Genomic DNA, 20,248 nt, shown 5'->3' with positions numbered 1-20,248 from the left:
GCCTTGCCGCCCTGATCGATGACGGTCTCTAATCGGGGAGCAGTGGTGGGAAGCTTCAGCACGTGGGTGCGCACGCGCAAAGCCACCGCGACGACATTGGCCCTGAGCCTGATCGCCGGGGTGCCGCTGACCTTCGCGGTGCTGCACCAGGGTTTTCCGGTGACCGATCCCGACCTTCGTGCGCGCGACGTCTGGGTGACGAACGGGCAGGACCTGCTCGCGGGCCGGCTCAACCGCCCGATCGGTGAACTCGACGCCGCCGTGAGCACCGCCACCAACGAGTTCGACGTCTTCCAGAACGGCGACGACGCGTTCCTCTACGATCGCAGCCTCGGCACGATCGATCGCATCGACCCGTCGTTCACCACCCTCACCGAGCGCATCGACGTGCCGCCGGGCTCCACGGTCGCCTACGGCGGCGAGGTGCTCGCGGTGCTCTCCCCGAAGGGAGAGCTCTGGACGGTGCCCGCGGGTTCGGCGCTGTCGTTCGACCCGTCGGGCACCGACCCGCTGCTCAAGCTCGGCAAGGGTGCTCGCATCGCGGTCTCGAGCGAGGGCACCGTGTTCGCGACGAAGCCGTCGAAGCGCACGCTCTACACGGTCGCGATCGACGCCGAGCCCGCGAAGCGCGAGCTCCCGAAGCTCGCCGAGCACCAGATCGCGGCGGTGGGCGAGCGCGCCGTCATCCTCGACGAGGAGCGCGACGAGCTCGTCGTCGACGGCCGAGCGATCGAGCTGCCCGAACCGGGGCTGCGACTGCAGCAGTCCGGGGGCGAGCACGACTCGGCCTTCATCGCCACGGCCGATGCGCTGCTCGAGGTGCCGCTCGGCGGCGGCGAGGTGCGCACCATCCCGAACGGCGGCGACGCCGCGGCTGCGAAGGCGAGCGAGGTCGCCGCGCCCGTCTGGCTCGAGGGTTGCGCGCACGGCGCCTGGGCGAGCGCGTCGCGGTACGTGCTCGCGTGCGACGGCGAGGAGCCGCGAGCGCAGCAGATCGAGCAGCCGACGGCCGGCTCGCGACTCGAGTTCCGCGTCAATCGCGACGTGATCGTGCTCAACAACCTCTCCAACGGCAACGCCTGGCTCGTCGACTCCGACCTGCGGCTCGTCGACAACTGGGAGGAGGTGACGCCGCCCGAGGAGTCGGAGGACGAGGAGGGCGACGAGAAGAGCTCCCAGCAGAACTTCGAGGACACGCTCGCCGAACGCGGACCCGTCAACCGCCCGCCGCTCGCTCGCGACGACGAGTACGGGGTGCGCCCCGAGCGCACCACCATCCTCGAGGTGCTCGAGAACGACACCGACCCCGACGGCGACGTGCTGACGGTCGCCGAGCTCCCGAGCACGAGCGGGGCGCCGGGGCGGCTCGAGCTCATCGACGGCGGGCGGGCGCTGCAGTTCACGCCCGATGCCGGCGCCGCCGGTACGACGTCGTTCCGCTACACGGTCGACGACGGGCGCGGGGGCCGTGCCGAAGCCCAGGTGAATGTCCGCATCCGACCCGCGAGCGAGAACGAGCCGCCCGTGTCGCTGCGCAATGCGGCCACGAGCGTCGAGCAGAACCGGCAGATCTCCTACAACGTGCTCGGCGACTGGAACGATCCCGACGGCGACGACGTCTACCTGGTGAACGCGTCGCCGACGAGCGGCGACTCGGTGCGGTTCAGCCCCGACGGTCTCGTCACCTTCGCGCACCAGTCGGGCGAGATCGGCACCAAGGAGGTGCAGTACGTCGTCTCCGACGGGCAGACCGAGGCCGCAGGCACCCTCACGGTCGAGGTCAAGCCGAGCGGCACGCTGAATCCCGTCGGCACGCCCGACTTCGCCCAGGTCTTCATCGGCGAGACGGTCGCGATCGAGCCGCTCGCGAACGACCTGTCGCCCTCCGGTGCCCCGCTCACGCTCGTGGGCGTCGACGAGGTGCCCGACGGCCCGACCGTCACCCCGAACCTCGAGCGCGGCACGGTCGCCTTCTCGTCGAGCGAGCCCGGGGAGTACGTCTTCCTCTACAACCTCGGCGCCGACACGGCGGTGAGCGTCGGCCTCATCCGGGTCCAGGTCACCGAACCCCCCGCCGAGGCGCCGGCGCCGATCGCGGTGAAGGACACCGCCTACCTCCGCCCGGGCGAACCCACCATCGTGCCGCTCCTCGTGAACGACGTCTCGCCCTCCGGCAAGGTGCTCGCGGTGCAGTCGGTCGACGACACCGGCACCGAGGGCCTCGTCTCGGTCGAGATCCTCACGAACACGGTCGCGCGCGTCACCGCATCCGAGGCGATCGATCGGCAGCTGCAGTTCAGCTACACCGTCTCCGACGGGCTCAACACGGCGACGGCATCCGTCGCGGTCGTGCCGGTGCCGCCGCTCGTGAAGCACCAGCCGCCGGTCGCCGCCGACGACAACGTGAACGTGCGTGCCGGCGACATCGTCACCGTGCCGGTGACCGAGAACGACTACCACCCCGACGCCGCCGCGTTCCGCGTGCTCCCCGAACTGATCGACCCGGTCACCGAGGGCGGGCTCGCCTTCGTCAGCGATGACACGGTGCGCTTCCAGGCGCCGAAGACGCCCGGCACGTACAGCGTCGTCTACACGATCGGCGACGACTTCGAGCAGACGGCGCGGGCGACCGTGCGCTTCACGGTCATCGGGCCCGACGACGAGAACAACCGCGCCCCGCTGCCGACTCCGCTGACCTCGCGCACCTTCGAGGGTTCGCAGGTGAAGATCGACGTGCCGCTCGACGGGCTCGACCCAGACGGCGACTCGGTCGTGCTCACCGGCATCTCGGCGCCGCCCGCGCTGGGGCGCATCGTCGAGCGCACCAGCACCTCGATCACCTACGAGGCGCTCACCGGCTCGGCCGGCACCGATACGTTCACCTACGAGGTGCAGGACACGTCGGGTGCGAGCGCGAAGGGCACCGTGCGCGTCGGGGTCGTCCCGCGCCCCGCGGTGCAGCTGCCGCCGAAGGCGGTCGACGACACGATCGAGATGAAGCCGGGCCGCACCGTCGGCGTCGAGGTGCTCCTCAACGATTCCGACCCGTCCGGCTACCAGCTGCACGTCTCCAAGCTGCCCGACGTCGATGAGGGCATCGAGGCCGAGATCCGCGATCGACGCCGCGTCGTCGTCACGGCCCCCGAGACCGAGGGCGCCTACACACTTCGCTACGAGGCCTCCAACGGCCGCGGCGGCGCCGACACGGCGTTCATCCAGGTCAAGGTGTCGAAGAACGCGAAGATCCAGCCGCCGACGGCCGAAGACCAGGTCATCGAGCCCGAAGAGGTCGTCGACGTCGACCGCGTCAACATGCGCCCGCTGGACGATGCGACGAACCCCGGCGGCCTCGTCGAGGACCTGAAGGTCTCGCTCGAGGGCCCCAACGCCGATCGCGCCGAAGTGCTGCCCGACGGCAGCATCGACGTGAAGCCGCGCAACGAGCGCTTCGCGGTGGCGTTCCGCCTGACGAACGAGCTCGACGAACTCGACGCCAAGGCGTTCGTCATCGTGCCGCCCATCCCGGGCGGCGACGACAAGCCGACCGCCGAGACCCAGCGTCCGAAGACGCCCGAGGAGCTCGCCGCGGAGGAGAAGGCGAAGTTCCCCGCGCCGCACCTCGCCGACCTCGGCGAGATCGTGGTGCCGATGAACGGCAGCATCACCTGGGACGTGAACGACATCGTCGTGGTGCCGTCGGGCAAGCCCCCGCTCCTGCTCTCGGCGTCGGCGACGAACGCGAAGGAGTCGCCACTCGTCGACGGGCAGACCCTCCAGTACGTTCCCGAGCAGGACTACCGGGGTTCTGCGGCGGTCACATTCCAGGTGACCGACGGTGAGAGCGCCGCCGACCCGATCGGCCGCGTCGCCCTCCTCACGATTCCCATCACGGTCGGCGACCCGAACTTCAACGACACCCCGCCGACGTTCACGCCGCGCACCGAGACGCTCGAGGCCGGCGAGGCCCCGCTCCAGATCGACCTCCGGTCGTCGACCTACCAGCCGAACCCCGACAACATCGAGCGTGTCGAGTACACGAACCTCCAGGGCACGTCGAGCGACTTCACGGCGTCGATCGACGGCGGCGACCTCACCGTCTCGTCGCCGCGCGGCGTGCAGGCCGGCACCGCGACGAGGCTGAGCTTCGACCTGAAGTTCGAGTCGTTCACGGTGCCCGGCTACGTCGACGTCAAGGTCGTCTCGTCGACGCGGGCGGCACCGCAGGCGGTCGACGACGGCCCCTACGAGATGGTCCGCAGCGATTCGCGCACGATCGACGTGCTCGCGAACGACTTCAACCCGTTCAACGCCGAGGGCGAGCCGCTGCGCATCGTCGCCGCCGAGATCGACTCGCAGAACGTCGGCGCGAACGCCTCGGTGACGCACACGGCGTCCGATCTCACCGTGCGCACCGGCCCGTCGTTCACCGGACAGCTCAGCGTCATCTACCGCATCGGCGATGCGACGCTCGACCCGCTCCGCGAGGTGCAGGGCCGGGTCACGATCGAGGTGCGCGACCGGCCGGATGCGCCGACCGTCACCGACATCGCGAGTGGCGACCGCAATCTCCGGCTGACGTGGCGCGCGAACGCGACGAACAACTCGCCCATCACCGGCTACGTGGTCTCGGCGAGTCCGAGCGGCGGAGGACCTTGGAACTTCGGCCCGGAAGCGGCCGGTTCGGCTCAGACGATCAGCGGCCTGACGAACGGCACCGCGTACACCTTCACGGTGCGTGCCGTGAACGAAAAGGGCACCTCCGACGCGTCGAACTCGATGAGCGCCACGCCGTACGGCACACCGACCGCCCCGACGAATGTTCGCCACGGCTCCGTCGGCTATGCGAACGCAACGGTGGACGTCGCCTGGGACGCCCCCAACGACACCGGCGGTGGCGGCGTGGAGTACCGCACCAGAATCAACAGCGGAGGATGGTCGGGCTGGCAGAACGGTCAGTCGCGTCAGTTCGGCGGACTCGGTGCCGGTACCTACACCGTGGAGGTCCAGGCGCGCAACAACGGCAGCGGTCAGACCGGCCCCGCGGGATCGACCCGCTTCACCGTCGAGAACGCGCCGCCGCCGCAGGCATCGGGCACGATCGGCAAGGGCCCGAGCCGCACATGCGACAGCGGCGGCAGCGGGTGCGGCAATGTCCGCATCAGCTGGGCGAACATGGACCCGGGCCGCTATCAGGTGTACGTGACCGTCAACGGTTCGTGGAGCAACTGGAAGGGCACCTACGACGTCGGAGCGGGCGGGAACCTCGAGCTGCAGAACCACCTCGGCCGCCGCGCGGCGGGCGAGACGATCGCGGTGCGCTTCGAGAACGTCAGCGGCGGAACGTCGAAGACCCTCGGCGCGATCAGCGGTGCCCAATGGAACAGCCTCGGATTCAACTCGTGGTGAGCCCACGAGCGAAACGACTCGCAATCAGCAGGAGAGAGACGCACACATGTCAGTGACCGAAGAACAGGCCCTGTGGTTCCAGGACGCCTTCTCGAAGCTCGTCGACAACATCGACCGCGCGATCCTCGGCAAGCGCGACGTCATCGAGCTCGTCGTGACGGCGCTGCTGTCCGATGGCCACGTGCTGCTCGAGGACTTCCCGGGCACCGGCAAGACGGTGCTCGCGAAGGCCCTCGCGAACACCCTCGACGGCACGAACTCGCGCATCCAGTTCACGCCCGACCTGCTGCCCTCCGATGTCACCGGCGTGACGATCTACGACCAGGGCAAGGGGCAGTTCGAGTTCCACCGCGGCCCGATCTTCGCGTCGATCGTCCTCGCCGACGAGATCAACCGCGCCTCGCCGAAGACCCAGTCCTCCTTGCTCGAGGTCATGGAGGAGGCGCGGGTCACCGTCGACGGCGTCGGCTACGAGGTCGGCAGCCCGTTCATGGTGATCGCGACGCAGAACCCCGTCGAGCAGGCGGGCACCTACTCGCTGCCCGAGGCGCAGCTCGACCGCTTCCTCATCAAGACCTCGCTCGGCTACCCCGACCACGACACGGCGGTGACCCTGCTGCTCGACTCGGCGAACCGTGCGCGGGCGTCGAAGGTGTCGCCGATCATCGCGCCGAGCTCGATCACGACGATGTCGCAGCTCGCGAGCGAGGTGTACGTCGACGCGGCGGTGCTGTCGTACCTCAACGAGCTCGTCTCGGCGACGCGCGACCACAAGGACGCCGCGCTCGGCGTCAGCATGCGCGGCGCGCTCGCCCTGGCGCGTGCGGTCAAGACCTGGGCGATCGCGCACGGGCGCACGTTCGCGACGCCCGACGACGTGCGCGAGCTCGCGGTGCCGGTGCTCGCGCACCGCATCATCGTCGATCCCGAGTCGGAGTTCGCGGGAGTCACGGCCGAGGACATCGTGGGTCGTGTCCTCGTCGAGGTGGCGCCCCCCGCCTACCGGGCGGCATGACCGCCGAGTCCCGCGCGCCGCAGGCTCCCTCGCAGGCGCGCATCGCAGTGCGCGCCGTCGCACGATCGCTCGCGGCATCCGCCCGCTCGCTCGGCGCCGCCCTCGCGCGCGCCTGGCGCGCGGTGGCCGCGTTCTGCGAACCGGTCACCGGGCTCGTCTCAACGACCGGATGGCTCGTGCTCGCCGCCGCGGTCGTCTCGCTCGTCGTGGCGTGGGCGTTCGGCTGGATCGAGTTCGCCTTCCTCGGCTTCACCCTGCTCGCCGCGGTGCTCGTGTCGATCGCATTCGTGTTCGGGCGCATGCACTTCGCCGTGGGCATCGAGCTGCAGCCGGCGCGCGTCGTCGCGGGGGAGCGGGCGCTCGGCCGCCTGCTCGTGCGCAACGCCGGCACCGCTCCGTCGGCACCTGCGCGCATCGAGCTGCCGGTCGGCGCCGGCCTCGCCGAGTTCGTCGTGCCGCAGCTGGCGGCGGGCGACGAGCACGAGGAGCTCTTCGCCGTGCCGACGAACCGTCGCGCCGTGATCATCGCGGGGCCTGCGGTCTCCGTCCGCGGCGATCAACTCGGGATCCTGCGTCGCTCCGTGCGGTGGACCGATCCCGTCGAGCTGTTCGTGCACCCCGTGACGGCGCGCCTGCGGCCGTCGGCCGCGGGGCTCGTGCGCGACCTCGAGGGCGAGATCACGAAGGTGATCACCGACAACGACATCTCCTTCCACGCGCTCCGCGCCTACGAGCCGGGCGACCCCCTGCGCAACGTGCACTGGCGGACCTCCGCGCGCACCGGCCAGCTCATGGTGCGGCAGTACGAGGAGACGCGGCGATCGCAGCTCATCCTCGTGCAGTCGACCGAGCGCGCCCACTACGCCTCCGACGACGAGTTCGAACTCGGGGTCTCGGTGCTCGCGTCGGTCGGCGTGCAGGTCATCCGCGACGCGACGCGGCTCGCGGTCGTCACCGAGGGCCTCGGGCTCCGCACGGCGACGCCGACCGTGCTCCTCGACGACTCCTCGCGCATCGAGCCCGTCGAGCGTGCGTACCCGACGATGCGCGACTTCGTGCGCGAGTCGACCAAGCGCCTGCCCGCACCGAGCGTCGTCATCACGATCGGCGGCTCGCTCCTGCCGCTCGCCGAGTTCCGCTCGGTCGAGACCGTGTTCGGCAACGACACCCAGACCATCGCGATCCGCGTCGAGGAGGGGGCGTCGAGCTCGCTGACGAAGGTCGCCGGCACCACCGTCGCGACCGTCGGCGCACTCGGCGACCTGCCCCGGATCATGAGGAGGCTGCGCCCGTGAACAGGCTTCCCCGCACCGCGACGACCGACCTGCTCGTCCTCAGCCTCCTCTCGCTGCTCGGCATCCTCGGCTACGAGACCTCCTTCGGCGACCTGAACTTCCTCGTCGCCGCGATCGCCGGCCTCGTCGTCGGGACGCTCGCTGCACTCGCCGGCACGCTCCTGCGGCTCGGCGTCGTCTCGACGGTGCTCATCGCGATCGTCGCCTACTTCCTGCTCGGCACGCCGTTCACGATGCCCGAGACCGGCATCGTCGGCGTGCTGCCCTCGCTCGGCTCGCTCGCCGGGCTCGCCTACGGCGCCGTGTTCGGCTGGGCCGACATCGTGACGATCGGCACCCCGGTCGAAGCGCCGTACTACATCGCCGCGCTGCCGTACTTCGCCGCCTGGCTCGTCTCGCTCGTCGGCGGCCTGCTCGTGCTCCGCTGGCTGCCGAAGCGTCGCACCGCGCTTCGCACGAGCGTGCTCGTCATCGGCCCGGCGCTGCTCTACCTGTCGGGCATCCTGCTCGGCACCGACGAGGCCTACTTCGCCGGTATCCGCGGGGTCGCGTTCGCCGTGATCGCCCTCGTCTGGATCGCCTGGCGCCGCGGCACGACCGTCGAGGCCTCCGGAGACGGCGCGAAGCGCCTGCAGCGGCAGAAGATCACGGGCACGGCGGTGGTCGTGGCCGGCGCCGTCGCGATCGGCGCGGTCGCGGGCCTCGCCGTCGCGCCAGTGAGCCCCGCTCGCTTCGTGCTGCGCGACGAGATCGTCCCTCCGTTCGACCCGCTCGAGTTCCCGAGTCCGCTGTCGGGATTCCGCAAGTACACGAAGGACCTCGCCGAGGAGACGCTCTTCACGGTGCGCGGGCTCGAACCGGGCGACACCCTGCGGCTCGCGACCATGGACGCATACACCGGCCGGCTCTGGAACGTCGCCGGGCCCGAGGACGTCGGCGCCGACGGCGGCGGCTACGGCATCGTGGGCGAGTCGCTGCCCGAGCCCGAGCTCGCCGACCTCGGCTCGGCTCGCGAGATCGAGGTCGAGGTGGGCGCGTATGCCGACGTCTGGCTGCCGACCGTCGGCTACGGGCGCAGCCTGCAGCTGCTCGACGGCGGCAGCGCCGCCCGGGCCGGAGACCTCCGCTACAACCCCGCCGCCGGAACCGCCGTGCTCACGAGCGGCGTCGGCGAGGGCGCGCACTACTCGCTGACGGCGAACGTGCAGCGCGAGCCCGACACCGAGGACCTCCTCGACGTGCCGGTCGCCGATCTCACCCTGCCGATCGTCGAGAACTCGCCCGACGTCACCGAGGCGAAGGCCGGCGAGTTCGCGGGCGAGGCGGTGAGCCCGATCGAGCAGCTCCGCGCGATCGAGCGCGCACTGAAGACGGGCGGGTTCCTGAGCCACGGCCTCGCCTCCGACGCCGTGCCGTCGCGGGCCGGGCACGGCGCCGACCGCATCGACGAGTTGTTCACGCGACAGCAGATGGTCGGCGACGCCGAGCAGTACGCGGCCGCGATGGCCCTGATGGCGCGCGACCTCGGCTACCCCTCGCGCGTCGTGATGGGGTTCGCGCCCGAGGTCGGCGACGGTCAGGAGGAGGTCGAGGTCGTCGGCGACGACGTCACCGCCTGGGTCGAGGTCGCGTTCGACGGCGTCGGCTGGGTGAGCTTCCACCCGACGCCCGACCAGGTCGACGTGCCCCAGGAGGAGACGCCGAAGCCGAAGTCGGAGCCGCAGCCCCAGGTGCGTCAGCCCCCGCGGGCCGAGCACACCGACGACGAACTGCTCGCGACCGTCGAGATCGACGAGACCGACGAGGACGACAAGGACCGTCCGTTCCAGATCCCCGGCTGGGTGTGGGTGACGCTCGGTGCGATCGGCATCCCCGCCGCGATCGTGTTCCTGCCGATGCTCGCCGTCATGCTCGTGAAGGCCGCGCGTCGCCGGAGGCGACGGTCCGGCCCGAACGAGCGTCAGGCCGCCGCCGCCTGGGAGGAGCTGATGGATCGGTACGCCGAGCTCGGCTTCGAGCCGCCGTCGCAGGGCACGCGGCTGCAGTCGGCCCGGGTGCTCGAGGGGCAGCTCGGCGAGCAGGGCCTCGCCGGCGTGCTCCACGGCAGCGGGGCGGATGCCTCGGCGCCGGTGCCGCTCTCGACGCTCGCGACGACGATCGACCGCGACGTCTTCGACGGCGGTGCGGTCTCCGACGAGGTCGTGGCGCGCCGCTGGACGGAGGCGGAGGCCGCGACGGCTGCCGTGACGGCCGCGGTCGGGCGGGCTCGCCGACTCATCAGCCGGTATCGGATCCGATCGCGTCGTTAGGCTGGAGCGGTGGCCGAGTCCGATTTCATCGTCCCGCCGCCGGGCCTCGTCCCGGCGGCGCCAGAGACTGCCGCGCCCGACCGCACGGTGCGCGCGGCGCCCTCGCGGGCGCTGCCGTCGCGCGGGTTGCCGAGCTTCGCCCCCGGCCGCGTCGCCCCCGACCGGCCGCTGCCGGCGTCACCTCGCCCCGAGCCGCCGGCGACCCCGTCGCCGGCCGGGCCGGCGACCTGGCGGCTCGTCGGGGCATCCGGACTCGAGATCGTGGTCGACGGAGTGCTCGTGCTCGGGCGTGATCCGGTCGCCGCGGCGGGCTCGAACGCCAGGGCGGTCGCGATCGACGACCCCACCCGCACGGTGTCGAAGACACATGCCGTCATCGAACCGACCGACGACGGTGTCCGCGTCACCGACCTGCGTTCGACCAACGGGTGCCGCGTCGAGCCGCCCGGCGAGGCGCTGCGCGAGCTCGCCCCCGGCGCGGCGAGTCACGTGCCGGCGGGCTCGGCGCTCTACCTCGGCGAGCTCGGGCTGCGGGTGGATCGGGTCGTCCGCGCGACGGTGTAGCCTGATTCCATGCGCGCGCCACGACTTCTCCTTCGTCGCCGCGGCGGGGCTTCGTTCTGAGGCCTTCCCCGTCGCGGAGTCCGTCGTCGGCCGATTTCTCCGGATCGAAGTCGATCCTCCCGGAACGAAGAGAGACGAACGCATGAGTACTGCGCAGACGAGCGCCGACCGCCCCCGCACCCTGGCCGAGAAGGTCTGGGACGCACACCTCGTGAAGCAGGGCGAGGACGGCACCCCCGACCTGATCTACATCGACCTGCATCTCGTGCACGAGGTCACGAGCCCGCAGGCATTCGACGGACTGCGCGTGGCCGGGCGTCCGGTGCGCCGCCCCGACCTCACGATCGCCACCGAAGACCACAACACGCCGACGCTCGAGATCGACAAGCCGATCGCCGACCTCACGAGCCGCACCCAGATCGAGACCCTGCGCAGGAACGCGGCCGAGTTCGGCATCCGCCTGCACTCGCTCGGCGACAAGGAGCAGGGCATCGTGCACGTCGTCGGGCCGCAGCTCGGCCTCACGCAGCCCGGCATCACCGTCGTCTGCGGCGACTCGCACACCTCGACCCACGGCGCCTTCGGTGCGATGGCGTTCGGCATCGGCACGAGCGAGGTCGAGCACGTGCTCGCGACGCAGACGCTGCCGCTGAAGCCGTTCAAGACCATGGCGATCAACGTCGAGGGCACGCTGCGCCCCGGGGTGACCGCGAAGGACATCATCCTCGCGGTGATCGCGAAGATCGGCACGGGCGGCGGCCAGGGCTACGTGCTCGAGTACCGCGGCTCCGCGATCCGCGCGCTGTCGATGGACGGCCGCATGACGATCTGCAACATGTCGATCGAGGCGGGCGCCCGGGCAGGCATGGTCGCGCCCGACGAGACGACCTACGCGTACCTGAAGGGCCGCGCGCACGCTCCCGAGGGCGACGACTGGGACGCCGCGGTCGAGTACTGGAACACGCTCGCGACCGACGAGGGCGCGAGCTTCGACGCCGAGGTGTCGATCGACGCCGACACGCTCGAGCCGTTCGTGACCTGGGGCACGAACCCGGGCCAAGGCGTCTCGCTCTCGGAGTCGGTCCCCGACCCGGCGACGATCGACGACCAGCACGAGCGCGCCGCGGCCGAGCGGGCGCTCGAGTACATGGACCTCGCCGCGGGCACCCCCCTCAAGGAGATCAAGGTCGACGCGGTCTTCATGGGCTCGTGCACGAACAGCCGTATCGAGGACCTGCGCGCGTTCGCCTCGATCATCAAGGGCAAGCAGAAGGCCGAGGGCGTCCGTGTCATGGTCGTGCCCGGCTCTGCGCGCGTGCGCCTCGAGGCCGAGGCCGAAGGGCTCGACAAGGTCATCACCGACTTCGGCGCCGAGTGGCGCTTCGCGGGCTGCTCGATGTGCCTCGGCATGAACCCCGACCAGCTCGCCCCGGGCGAGCGCTGCGCGTCGACCTCGAACCGCAACTTCGAGGGCCGGCAGGGCAAGGGCGGCCGCACGCACCTCGTCTCGCCGCTCGTGGCGGCCGCGACCGCCATCCGCGGCACGCTGTCGAGCCCCTGGGATCTGCAGAACGAAGGAGAGGCGCGCTGATGCAGAAGATCACGACCGTCACCGGCGTCGCCGTCCCGCTGCGCCGCTCGAACGTCGACACCGACCAGATCATCCCGGCGGTGTTCCTGAAGCGGGTCACGAAGACCGGTTTCGACGACGCCCTGTTCCACGGGTGGCGTCAGGACCCCGAGTTCGTGCTCAATCGTCCCGAATTCGCGGGCGCGAAGGTGCTCATCGCCGGCCCCGACTTCGGCACCGGCTCGAGCCGCGAGCACGCCGTCTGGGCGCTCCGCGACTACGGGTTCGACGTCGTCGTGAGCTCGCGGTTCGGCGACATCTTCCGCGGCAACGCGGGCAAGCAGGGCCTCGTCGCCGCGCAGGTCGCCTACGAGGACATCGAGCGCCTGTGGTCGGTCGTCGAGGCCGACCCGGGAATAGACGTGACCGTCGACCTCGTTGCACGAACGGTGAGCGCAGGCGCGCTCACAGTCTCCTTCGATATCGACGACTACACTCGATGGAGGCTTCTGGAGGGTCTGGACGACATCGCCCTCACTCTCCGGGACGAAGCAGCCATCGCCGAGTTCGAGTCGCATCGAGCGGCATGGCGGCCGAAGACGCTCCCCATCCGGGAGCCGGCGGAATCAGGGAGTCTGTGAACACACTCGGGCAGGATGCCAAGAACCACGGGACGGCAGTCGGGTTGAACGTCGACAAGATCACGATCAACGGCGGCAAACCGCTCCGCGGCCGGATCGAACTGAAGGGGGCCAAGAACCTCGTCACCAAGGCGATGGTCGCGGCGCTCCTCGGCGACACCCCGAGCGTCCTGAAGGACGTGCCGAACATCAGCGATGTCCGCATCGTGCGCGGCCTCCTCGAGGTGCACGGCGTCACCGTGACCCAGGGCGACGCGGGCGAGCTCATCCTCGACCCCTCGGCCGTCGAGACGGCGCACATGGCCGACATCGACGCGCACGCGGGCTCCAGCCGCATCCCGATCCTCTTCTGCGGGCCGCTGCTGCACCGCCTCGGCGAGGCGTTCATCCCCGACCTCGGCGGGTGCCGCATCGGCGACCGGCCGATCGACTACCACCTCGAGGTGCTGCGCAACTTCGGTGCCATCGTCGAGAAGCTGCCGAGCGGCATCCGCATGTCGGCACCGAGCGGCCTGCACGGCGCGAAGGTCGCCCTGCCTTACCCGAGCGTCGGCGCGACCGAGCAGGTGCTGCTCACCGCCGTGCTCGCCGACGGCATCACCGAGCTCTCGGGCGCGGCGATCGAGCCCGAGATCATGGATCTCATCAACATCCTGCAGAAGATGGGCGCCATCATCACGGTCGACACCGACCGGGTGATCCGCATCGAGGGCGTCGACAAGCTCGACGGCTACACGCACCGCGCCCTGTTCGACCGCAACGAGGCAGCCAGCTGGGCCGCCGCAGCGCTCGCGACCGACGGCGACATCTTCGTCGGCGGCGCCCGCCAGGCCGAGATGCTCACCTTCCTCAACGTCTTCCGCAAGGTCGGCGGCGCGTTCGAGATCGCCGAGGACGGCATCCGCTTCTACCACCCCGGTGGCGAGCTGAAGCCGGTCATCATCGAGACCGACGTGCACCCCGGATTCATGACGGACTGGCAGCAGCCCCTCGTCGTCGCCCTGACGAAGGCGAAGGGCGTCTCGATCGTGCACGAGACCGTCTACGAGCAGCGGTTCGGCTTCGTCGACGCGCTCGTCGAGATGGGCGCATCGATCGAGGTGCACAAGGAGTGCCTCGGCGGGCGGCCCTGCCGCTTCGGCCAGCGCAACTTCCAGCACTCGGCCGTGATCTCGGGCCCGGCGCGCCTCACGGGCGCCGACGTCGAGGTGCCCGACCTCCGAGGCGGGTTCAGCCACCTCATCGCCGCGCTCACCGCAGAGGGTCGCTCGACCGTCTCGAACGTCGGAATCATCGCGCGCGGGTACGAGGACTTCATCACGAAGCTCGAGCTGCTCGGGGCGGATTTCGAACTCGAAGGATAATAGGGGAGTGCAACACGACGACTCGTCTGCGAAGGCCCCTGCGAAGCCGCGTTCGGAGACCCGACGCCCCTCGTTCTTCTGGGTACTCGCCGCGCTCATCCTGCCGGTCCTGAACCTCGCCGTCCGCTTCCGGTTCCACCACCGCGAGCGGATGCCCCAGTCCGGGGCGTTCGTGCTCGCGCCGAACCACTACAGCGAGATCGACCCGGTCGTGATGGGCGCTGCCAGCTGGAAGCTCGGGCGCGCCCCGCGCTTCCTCGCGAAGGCCTCGCTCTTCAAGAACCCCGTGCTGGGCTGGTTCCTGCGCACCTCCGGGCAGATCCCGGTCGAGCGTGCGGGCAGCAACGGCCATGCGGCACTCCGCGCGGCCGAGGAGCTCGTCGAGAAGGGGCGCATGGTCGTCGTCTACCCCGAGGGCTCGCTCACCCGCGACCCCGACCTGTGGCCGATGCGTGGCAAGACGGGGGCGGTGCGCATCGCGCTGGAGCGCGACATCCCCATCGTGCCCGCGGCCCACTGGGGCACGCAGGCGCTGATGCCGCGCTACGGCAAGAAGCTCAGCCTCTTCCCGCGCAAGACGATCGACGTCATCGTCGGCGAGCCCCTCGACCTGAGCGCGTACCGCGGCAAGCCGATCGACCAGGCCTCCCTGCTCGCGGCGACCGCGCAGCTGATGGACGCGATCGCCGAGCTCCTCGCCGAGATCCGGCACGAGCCGGCTCCGGCCGAGCGCTGGGATCCGGTGGCCCACGGCCAGAAGGAGACCGGTCGCCTTGAAGACTAAGCACAACCCGCGCAAGCCGGCGGGCAAGCGCGTCGCCGTCCTCGGCGCCGGCAGCTGGGGCACGACGTTCGCGAAGATCCTCGCCGACGGCGGCGCCGACGTCGTGCTCTGGGCCCGCCGCCCCGAGATGGCTCGCGAGATCCAGGAGGCCAAGCGCAACAGCGACTACCTCCCGGGCGTGAACCTGCCGCTCGGCCTGCGCGCGACGAACCGGCTCGACCTCGCGCTCGCGGGCGCCGAGCAGGTGTACGTCTCGGTGCCGAGCCAATCGCTGCGCGACAACCTCAAGCTCATCGCGCCGCACCTGCACGCCCAGGCCACGGTCATCTCGCTGATGAAGGGCGTCGAGAAGTCGACGGGCAAGCGCATGAGCGAGGTCATCGCCGAGGTGCTGCCGATCGACGAGTCGCAGATCGCGGTCATCTCGGGCCCGAACCTCGCGCTCGAGATCGCCAAGGAGCAGCCGACGGCCGCGGTCGTCTCGTCGACGAGCCTCGAGACCGCCCAGGCCGTCGCCTCGGTCGCGCGCAACCGCTACTTCCACTCCTTCGTCAACACCGACGTCATCGGCACCGAGTTCGGCGGCGTGCTGAAGAACCTCATCGCCGTCGCGATCGGCATCGTCGACGGCGCAGGCTACGGCGAGAACACGAAGGCCTCGATCATCACGCGCGGTCTCGTCGAGATGACCGACTTCGCGGTGGCGTTCGGCGCCCACCCCGAGACCCTGTCGGGGCTCGCCGGCCTCGGCGACCTCATCGCGACCAGCCAGTCGCCGCTCTCGCGCAACAACACCGCCGGGCGCCTGCTCGGCCAGGGGTACCACCTCAACGACGTGGTGAACCAGATGCAGCAGACCACGGAGGGGCTCGCCTCGGTCGGGCCGATCCTCGAACTCGCGCGTGCGAAGGGCGTCGACATGCCCATCGTCGAACAGGTGCGTCAGGTGCTCGCGGGCACCCTCGACCCGAAGGACATCGCGCCCCACCTCACGACCGACGACGAGCCCCAGGGCGAAAGGACGAACGATGGACAAGCTCAGGGTGGTTCTGCTGTTCGGCGGGCGTTCAAGCGAGCACTCGATCAGCTGCGCAACGGCGGGCGGAGTGCTGGGGGCGATCGACCGTAGCCGCTTCGAGGTGATCCCCGTCGGGATCACCCGCGAGGGCGCGTACATCCTCGAGTCCGACGAGCCGTCCCGCTTCGCGCTCGACCCGGCGCACCTGCCCGAGGTCGTCGACAACGGCACCCGGGTGCACTGGCCCGAGTCCACGGCGTCCCGCGAGCTGACGGTGACCGATGGCTTGGGCACCCGTTCGCTCGGCGAGGTCGACGTCGTCTTCCCGATCCTGCACGGGCGCTTCGGCGAGGACGGCACGATCCAGGGCCTGCTCGAGCTCGTCGGCCTGCCGTACGTCGGCAACGGGGTGCTCGCCTCGTCGCTCGGCATGGACAAGCACTTCACGAAGACCGTGCTCGAGGGCGCCGGGATCCCGGTCGCTCCCTGGGTGACGGTGACCCGCGCCGCGCTGGCCGCCGACCCCGAGCTCTGGCAGCGGCGCACCCGCAGCCTGGGGCTTCCCGTGTTCGTGAAGCCGGCACGGGCCGGCTCCTCGGTCGGCGTCACCAAGGTGAGCGACTGGGACGCGCTCGACGCAGCGCTCGACGTCGCCTTCGCCGAGGACGGCAGCGTGCTCATCGAGTCGGGAGTCGTCGGCCGCGAGATCGAGTGCGCGGTGCTCGAGGGACGCGACGGCACGGCCCCGCGCGTGAGCGTCGCGGGCGAGGTCGTCGTCACGGGTCGCGAGTTCTACGACTTCGAGGCCAAGTACCTGGATGCCCCGGGCGTCGAGCTCGTGTGCCCCGCCGATCTCGGCGACGGCGAGCTCTTCGAGCTCCAGCGCATCGCACGCCGGGCGTTCGAGGCGATCGGCGGCCAGGGGCTCGCCCGTGTCGACGTGTTCCTCACCGACGAGGGCTTCGTCGTGAACGAGCTCAACACGATGCCGGGCTTCACTCCGATCTCGATGTTCCCGACATGCTGGCTGAACTCGGGCCTCAGCTACCCCGAGCTCATCACCGAGCTCATCGAGGTCGGGTACGCCACCGGTCCGCGCTGAGGGCCGGCATGAAGTCCGCCGAGCTCGATCTCGCACCCCTGACCGAGCCTGCTGACGCTGCGGCGGTGCAGCGCGCCCGCGAACTTGCGCGCGAGCAGGGGCTCGCGCGGTACGAGGCGCTCGGCGGGTGCGTCGTCATCGGGCTGGTCTTCGTGGTCTGCGGGCTCGTCGCGATGATCTTCGTCACGCTCTGGGGCCCGCTCGGGGCAGCGCTTCCTGCGTTCGTCGGAATCGTGGTCGCGGCGATCGTCGTCGTCGTGACCCGGAACCGAGCCGATGCGGGGAGGATCCGACGATTCCGCATGCAGCGCTTCGCCGAGCGCAACGGGGCGCGGTATCTGCCGCGGGTCACCGACCCCGAGCGACCTGGGCGCATCTTCGGCATCGGCTCGGTCGCCGTGTCGAACGACGTCGTCGCCTTCGACGGGGCGCGCGAGATCGAAGTCGGCAACCACGCCTATTCGACCGGCTACCGGGACAGCGTGCGGATGTCGTGGGGCTACGCCTCGGCGAGGCTGCAGCACGAGGCGCCTCGATGCACGGTCGACCTGCGGCGACGCAGCGCGGCCTCCCGGCAGTCGCCTCCCGGGCCCGTCGACGTCGCGCTCGGCGACGTCGACCTCGCCGGGCTCGAGCACGGCGACGAGCTCGCGGCGCGGTTCGCGGTCTCGTCGCAGATCGGTCGGAGCGAGACCGTGCGGGCACTGCTCGGGCGCACCGTGTTCGGGCCCGAGCTCGTCGAGCAGTACACCGCCCGCGGACTCGATCTCGAGATCGTCGATGATCGGCTCATCCTCACCTCGCCCGAGCAGCTCGCGGGCGACGATCCCGAGACGTGGCGGTGGCTGCTGCCGTTGCTCGTCGAGATCGCCGACGCGATCGACGCGGTCCGCCGGCCTGCGGACTGAGCCGGCTCGCGGCCCTCAGCCCTCGGTCGTGGTGCAACCGCCCGTGGACGGGATGACGGAGACGGCCGACGAGAGCTCGGTGATCGCCGTGGTGCCCGAGACGACGTCGTTGTCGACGAGCACCTCGACGGCGGGGGTGCGGCCGTAGGTCGTGAAGCGGAAGTTCGGGGCGTCGGACTCGTCGATCACCCAGTCGACCCCGTTCACGCTCACGCAGCGGTCGGTCGTGGGGCCGGGCGCCGGCACGCCGCAGCGGAGCAGCACGGAGGCGGGGGAGCCCCATGCGCCGGTGCCCTGGGCGTTGGTCTCGCGCTCGGCCTGCTCCTGGCCGGTGTCCCTCGCGATCGAGTCGGGCAGGCGCACGACGACCGCGGCGCAGTCGGGATCGCTCGCATCGGCGGCGGGGTCGATCGGCACGGCCTGGCTGCACCCGCTGAGAGCGAGGGCGGCGGCGCCGGCGACGAGCAGTGCAGCGAAGCGGAGTCGGCGGGGTCGCGGGGAGCGGAGGGTGCGGCCGGTCGGGTGTTCCATCCCCTTCAGGGTAGTGGCCGATCCCGAGTGCCCGCTGCGACATCCGTCAGCAGTTGGGGCGACAGGCCCGCTGCGAGAGGGCGTCCGTGAGCACGACGCTCAGGTCCTGCGGCTTGGCCGCGGAGTACGCCGCTCCGCCCGTGGCCTTCGCGATCGCCCGCATCGCCTTCACATCGGTGTCGGGTCCGATGCCGACCATGATGACGGGCACTGGCCGGGCCGGGTCGTCCAGGTCGGCGAGCTGGGCGAGCAGCTGGTCGAGCGAGATCCCGTTCTCGTCCTCGTTGCGGCCGTCGGTGAGCAGGAGCACCGAGTTCACCTTGCCGGTGTCGTACGTCGACCGCACGTGCGCGACGGCGGCGAGGGTGGTGTCGTAGAGCCCCGTGGCGCCCCCGAGTCGCCCGGGCAGGGAGGCGATGGCGGTACCCAGCCTCGCCTTCTGCGCCTCGTCGCCGAGTCGCTCGATGGGGGCGAGCGCCTCCCAGTCGCGGTCGCCGGCGCGCTCGGTCGAGAAGATCCAGAGCCCGAGATCGACGTCGCCCGAGAACTGGGCGAGCGTCGAGCTCGTCGCCTGGGTGAGCAGGTCGATCCGCCGGAGGCCGGTCACCGTCGGCTCCTCCATCGATCCCGAGACGTCGATGACGGACAGGATGCGCGAACGCAGGCTCAGGACGCCCCAGGTGCGGAGGATCGCGACCTGGGCGCCTGCGGCGGCGGTGTCGACGGCGACGGCCTCGGCGAGGACGCCCTCCTGCTCGAGCTCGCCCGATCCGACGCCGTCGCGGAAGCCGTCGGCGGCGAAGGCGTCCTTCGCGCCCCAGAGCGCGAGCTTCAGCCCGTCGAGTTCTGTCGCCCGGAGTTCGAGCGCACGCGACTCGGCGGTCTCGGGCGCGCGCTCGGCGTCGGAGGCGGGGAGGTTCTTCGCGAGCTCGGTCTCGTCGAGGGAGCGGAGGAACGGGTAGCTGAGGGCGAGCGTGCCGTCGGAGGGGTAGAGGGCGACGAGCGGGGAGGATCCCGCCTCCCGGTTGTGCAGGGCGATCTGCTGCTCGCTGGCGACCGCGAAGGTTCCGGCGGCGCGGGAGCCGAGCTCGGCGAACGCGTCGGCCGCCGTCGGCAGCACGGTGTCGTTGAGCTGGATCATCGCGGACTGGAACTGCCGCGGCGCACCGATGTCGGCCCGCCGCTCCATCGCCTGGAGTGCGCTGAGGCTCGCCGATGAGGCTTCGGGGTCGGCGAGCAGCGCCGTGAAGTCGCCCTTCATGAGCGCGTTCCAGCCGGGTGCGGCATCGCCGAGCTCGCTCGCCCGCTCGGCCGGGGCGGCGAAGACGACGGGGCTCGAGGCGATCGATCGCTCGAGCGCGAAGTTCGGAACCGGCCGGCCGAGCGACCTCGCGGTGCTCGACATGCGGACGAGCCAGACGGGGGAGTCGGGGATCCAGGCGTCGAGCTCGGCGGCGTTGCCCGAGGCGAGCATCGCGGCGGTGTCGACGGACGCCTGCGAGACGACCTCGGTCCGGGAGCACGACTTCTCGCTCGCGTCGTAGTCGGCGGCGATCGCCTTCACGGTCGCGGCGATCGCCGGGTCGGCGACGACGCTGAGCTCGGCCGGGGACGTGCAGGGGATCTCGGGGTTCTGCCAGCGTTCGAGCTCGCCGCTCGCCCAGGCGACGCCGGCGACGCCCGCGATGCCGACGAGCGCGACGGTCGCGGACACCGCCGCGATCGCGATGGTCGTCCGACG

General features: G+C 71.0%; 14 protein-coding genes. 12 read left to right on the top strand and 2 right to left on the bottom strand.

Annotation, left to right across the window (positions count from 1 at the left end; genetic code table 11):
- The first annotated feature begins 159 nt into the window (after positions 1–159).
- The 12 genes from ACFVTR_RS12490 (at position 160) to ACFVTR_RS12435 (ending at position 17,976) form a co-directional block, all read left to right on the top strand.
- Positions 160–5,406 carry an Ig-like domain-containing protein gene (locus ACFVTR_RS12490; RefSeq protein ID WP_387037686.1) on the top strand — a complete coding sequence of 1,749 codons (5,247 nt, stop codon included), beginning with the start codon at positions 160–162 and terminating at the stop codon, positions 5,404–5,406.
- A gap of 46 nt (positions 5,407–5,452) precedes the next feature.
- Positions 5,453–6,421, top strand: a complete 969-nt coding sequence (locus tag ACFVTR_RS12485; protein WP_387037684.1) for an AAA family ATPase — start codon at positions 5,453–5,455, stop codon at positions 6,419–6,421.
- Entirely contained in the window at positions 6,418–7,716 is a 1,299-nt protein-coding gene (locus ACFVTR_RS12480) for a DUF58 domain-containing protein (RefSeq protein ID WP_387037683.1), read from the top strand. The genes ACFVTR_RS12485 and ACFVTR_RS12480 overlap by 4 nt, the downstream gene beginning before the upstream one ends.
- Positions 7,713–10,025 (top strand): transglutaminase domain-containing protein, encoded by a 2,313-nt coding sequence (locus tag ACFVTR_RS12475; RefSeq protein ID WP_387037681.1) that lies wholly within the window; start codon positions 7,713–7,715, stop codon positions 10,023–10,025. Before ACFVTR_RS12480 ends, ACFVTR_RS12475 begins: the two co-directional genes overlap by 4 nt.
- 9 nt (positions 10,026–10,034) lie before the next feature.
- A complete protein-coding gene (locus ACFVTR_RS12470) occupies positions 10,035–10,589 on the top strand; it encodes an FHA domain-containing protein (protein ID WP_387037680.1) in 555 nt (184 codons plus the stop codon).
- A 142-nt stretch (positions 10,590–10,731) separates the two neighbouring features.
- Entirely contained in the window at positions 10,732–12,180 is a 1,449-nt protein-coding gene (leuC, locus tag ACFVTR_RS12465; protein ID WP_387037678.1) for a 3-isopropylmalate dehydratase large subunit, read from the top strand.
- Positions 12,180–12,800 (top strand): 3-isopropylmalate dehydratase small subunit, encoded by a 621-nt coding sequence (gene leuD / locus ACFVTR_RS12460; RefSeq protein ID WP_387037676.1) that lies wholly within the window; start codon positions 12,180–12,182, stop codon positions 12,798–12,800. Before leuC ends, leuD begins: the two co-directional genes overlap by 1 nt.
- Positions 12,797–14,164 carry a UDP-N-acetylglucosamine 1-carboxyvinyltransferase gene (gene murA, locus ACFVTR_RS12455; protein ID WP_387037674.1) on the top strand — a complete coding sequence of 456 codons (1,368 nt, stop codon included), beginning with the start codon at positions 12,797–12,799 and terminating at the stop codon, positions 14,162–14,164. The genes leuD and murA overlap by 4 nt, the downstream gene beginning before the upstream one ends.
- Positions 14,165–14,171: 7 nt before the next feature.
- Complete coding sequence (locus ACFVTR_RS12450; protein ID WP_376945796.1) at positions 14,172–14,948, top strand: lysophospholipid acyltransferase family protein; 777 nt, start codon at positions 14,172–14,174, stop codon at positions 14,946–14,948.
- The gene (locus ACFVTR_RS12445) at positions 14,938–16,077 is read left to right on the top strand and encodes an NAD(P)H-dependent glycerol-3-phosphate dehydrogenase (protein ID WP_387037672.1); all 1,140 of its coding nucleotides are present in this window, start codon (positions 14,938–14,940) and stop codon (positions 16,075–16,077) included. The genes ACFVTR_RS12450 and ACFVTR_RS12445 overlap by 11 nt, the downstream gene beginning before the upstream one ends.
- A complete protein-coding gene (locus ACFVTR_RS12440) occupies positions 15,977–17,068 on the top strand; it encodes a D-alanine--D-alanine ligase family protein (RefSeq protein ID WP_387037670.1) in 1,092 nt (363 codons plus the stop codon). Before ACFVTR_RS12445 ends, ACFVTR_RS12440 begins: the two co-directional genes overlap by 101 nt.
- 8 nt (positions 17,069–17,076) lie before the next feature.
- Entirely contained in the window at positions 17,077–17,976 is a 900-nt protein-coding gene (locus ACFVTR_RS12435; protein WP_387037669.1) for a hypothetical protein, read from the top strand.
- 15 nt (positions 17,977–17,991) lie between these two features.
- Here ACFVTR_RS12435 and ACFVTR_RS12430 read toward each other — a convergent pair whose 3' ends face one another.
- Positions 17,992–18,507 carry a DUF3515 domain-containing protein gene (locus tag ACFVTR_RS12430; protein ID WP_387037667.1) on the bottom strand — a complete coding sequence of 172 codons (516 nt, stop codon included), beginning with the start codon at positions 18,505–18,507 and terminating at the stop codon, positions 17,992–17,994.
- A 46-nt stretch (positions 18,508–18,553) separates the two neighbouring features.
- A complete protein-coding gene (locus ACFVTR_RS12425; RefSeq protein WP_387037666.1) occupies positions 18,554–20,221 on the bottom strand; it encodes a substrate-binding domain-containing protein in 1,668 nt (555 codons plus the stop codon).
- Positions 20,222–20,248: the final 27 nt, after the last annotated feature.

Source organism: Agromyces sp. NPDC058126 (genome assembly GCF_042884595.1).
Taxonomy (GTDB): domain Bacteria; phylum Actinomycetota; class Actinomycetes; order Actinomycetales; family Microbacteriaceae; genus Agromyces.
This window is presented reverse-complemented; position numbering and strand designations above follow the sequence as displayed.

What these genes read in the sequence shown, in the direction of transcription:
- ACFVTR_RS12480 (WP_387037683.1), top strand. Translation starts at nt 6,418, where the DNA reads ATGACCGCCGAGTCCCGCGCGCCGCAGGCTCCCTCGCAGGCGCGCATC.
- ACFVTR_RS12435 (WP_387037669.1), top strand. Translation starts at nt 17,077, where the DNA reads ATGAAGTCCGCCGAGCTCGATCTCGCACCCCTGACCGAGCCTGCTGAC.
- leuC (WP_387037678.1), top strand. Translation starts at nt 10,732, where the DNA reads ATGAGTACTGCGCAGACGAGCGCCGACCGCCCCCGCACCCTGGCCGAG.
- ACFVTR_RS12430 (WP_387037667.1), bottom strand. Translation starts at nt 18,507, where the DNA reads ATGGAACACCCGACCGGCCGCACCCTCCGCTCCCCGCGACCCCGCCGA.
- leuD (WP_387037676.1), top strand. Translation starts at nt 12,180, where the DNA reads ATGCAGAAGATCACGACCGTCACCGGCGTCGCCGTCCCGCTGCGCCGC.
- ACFVTR_RS12485 (WP_387037684.1), top strand. Translation starts at nt 5,453, where the DNA reads ATGTCAGTGACCGAAGAACAGGCCCTGTGGTTCCAGGACGCCTTCTCG.
- ACFVTR_RS12440 (WP_387037670.1), top strand. Translation starts at nt 15,977, where the DNA reads ATGGACAAGCTCAGGGTGGTTCTGCTGTTCGGCGGGCGTTCAAGCGAG.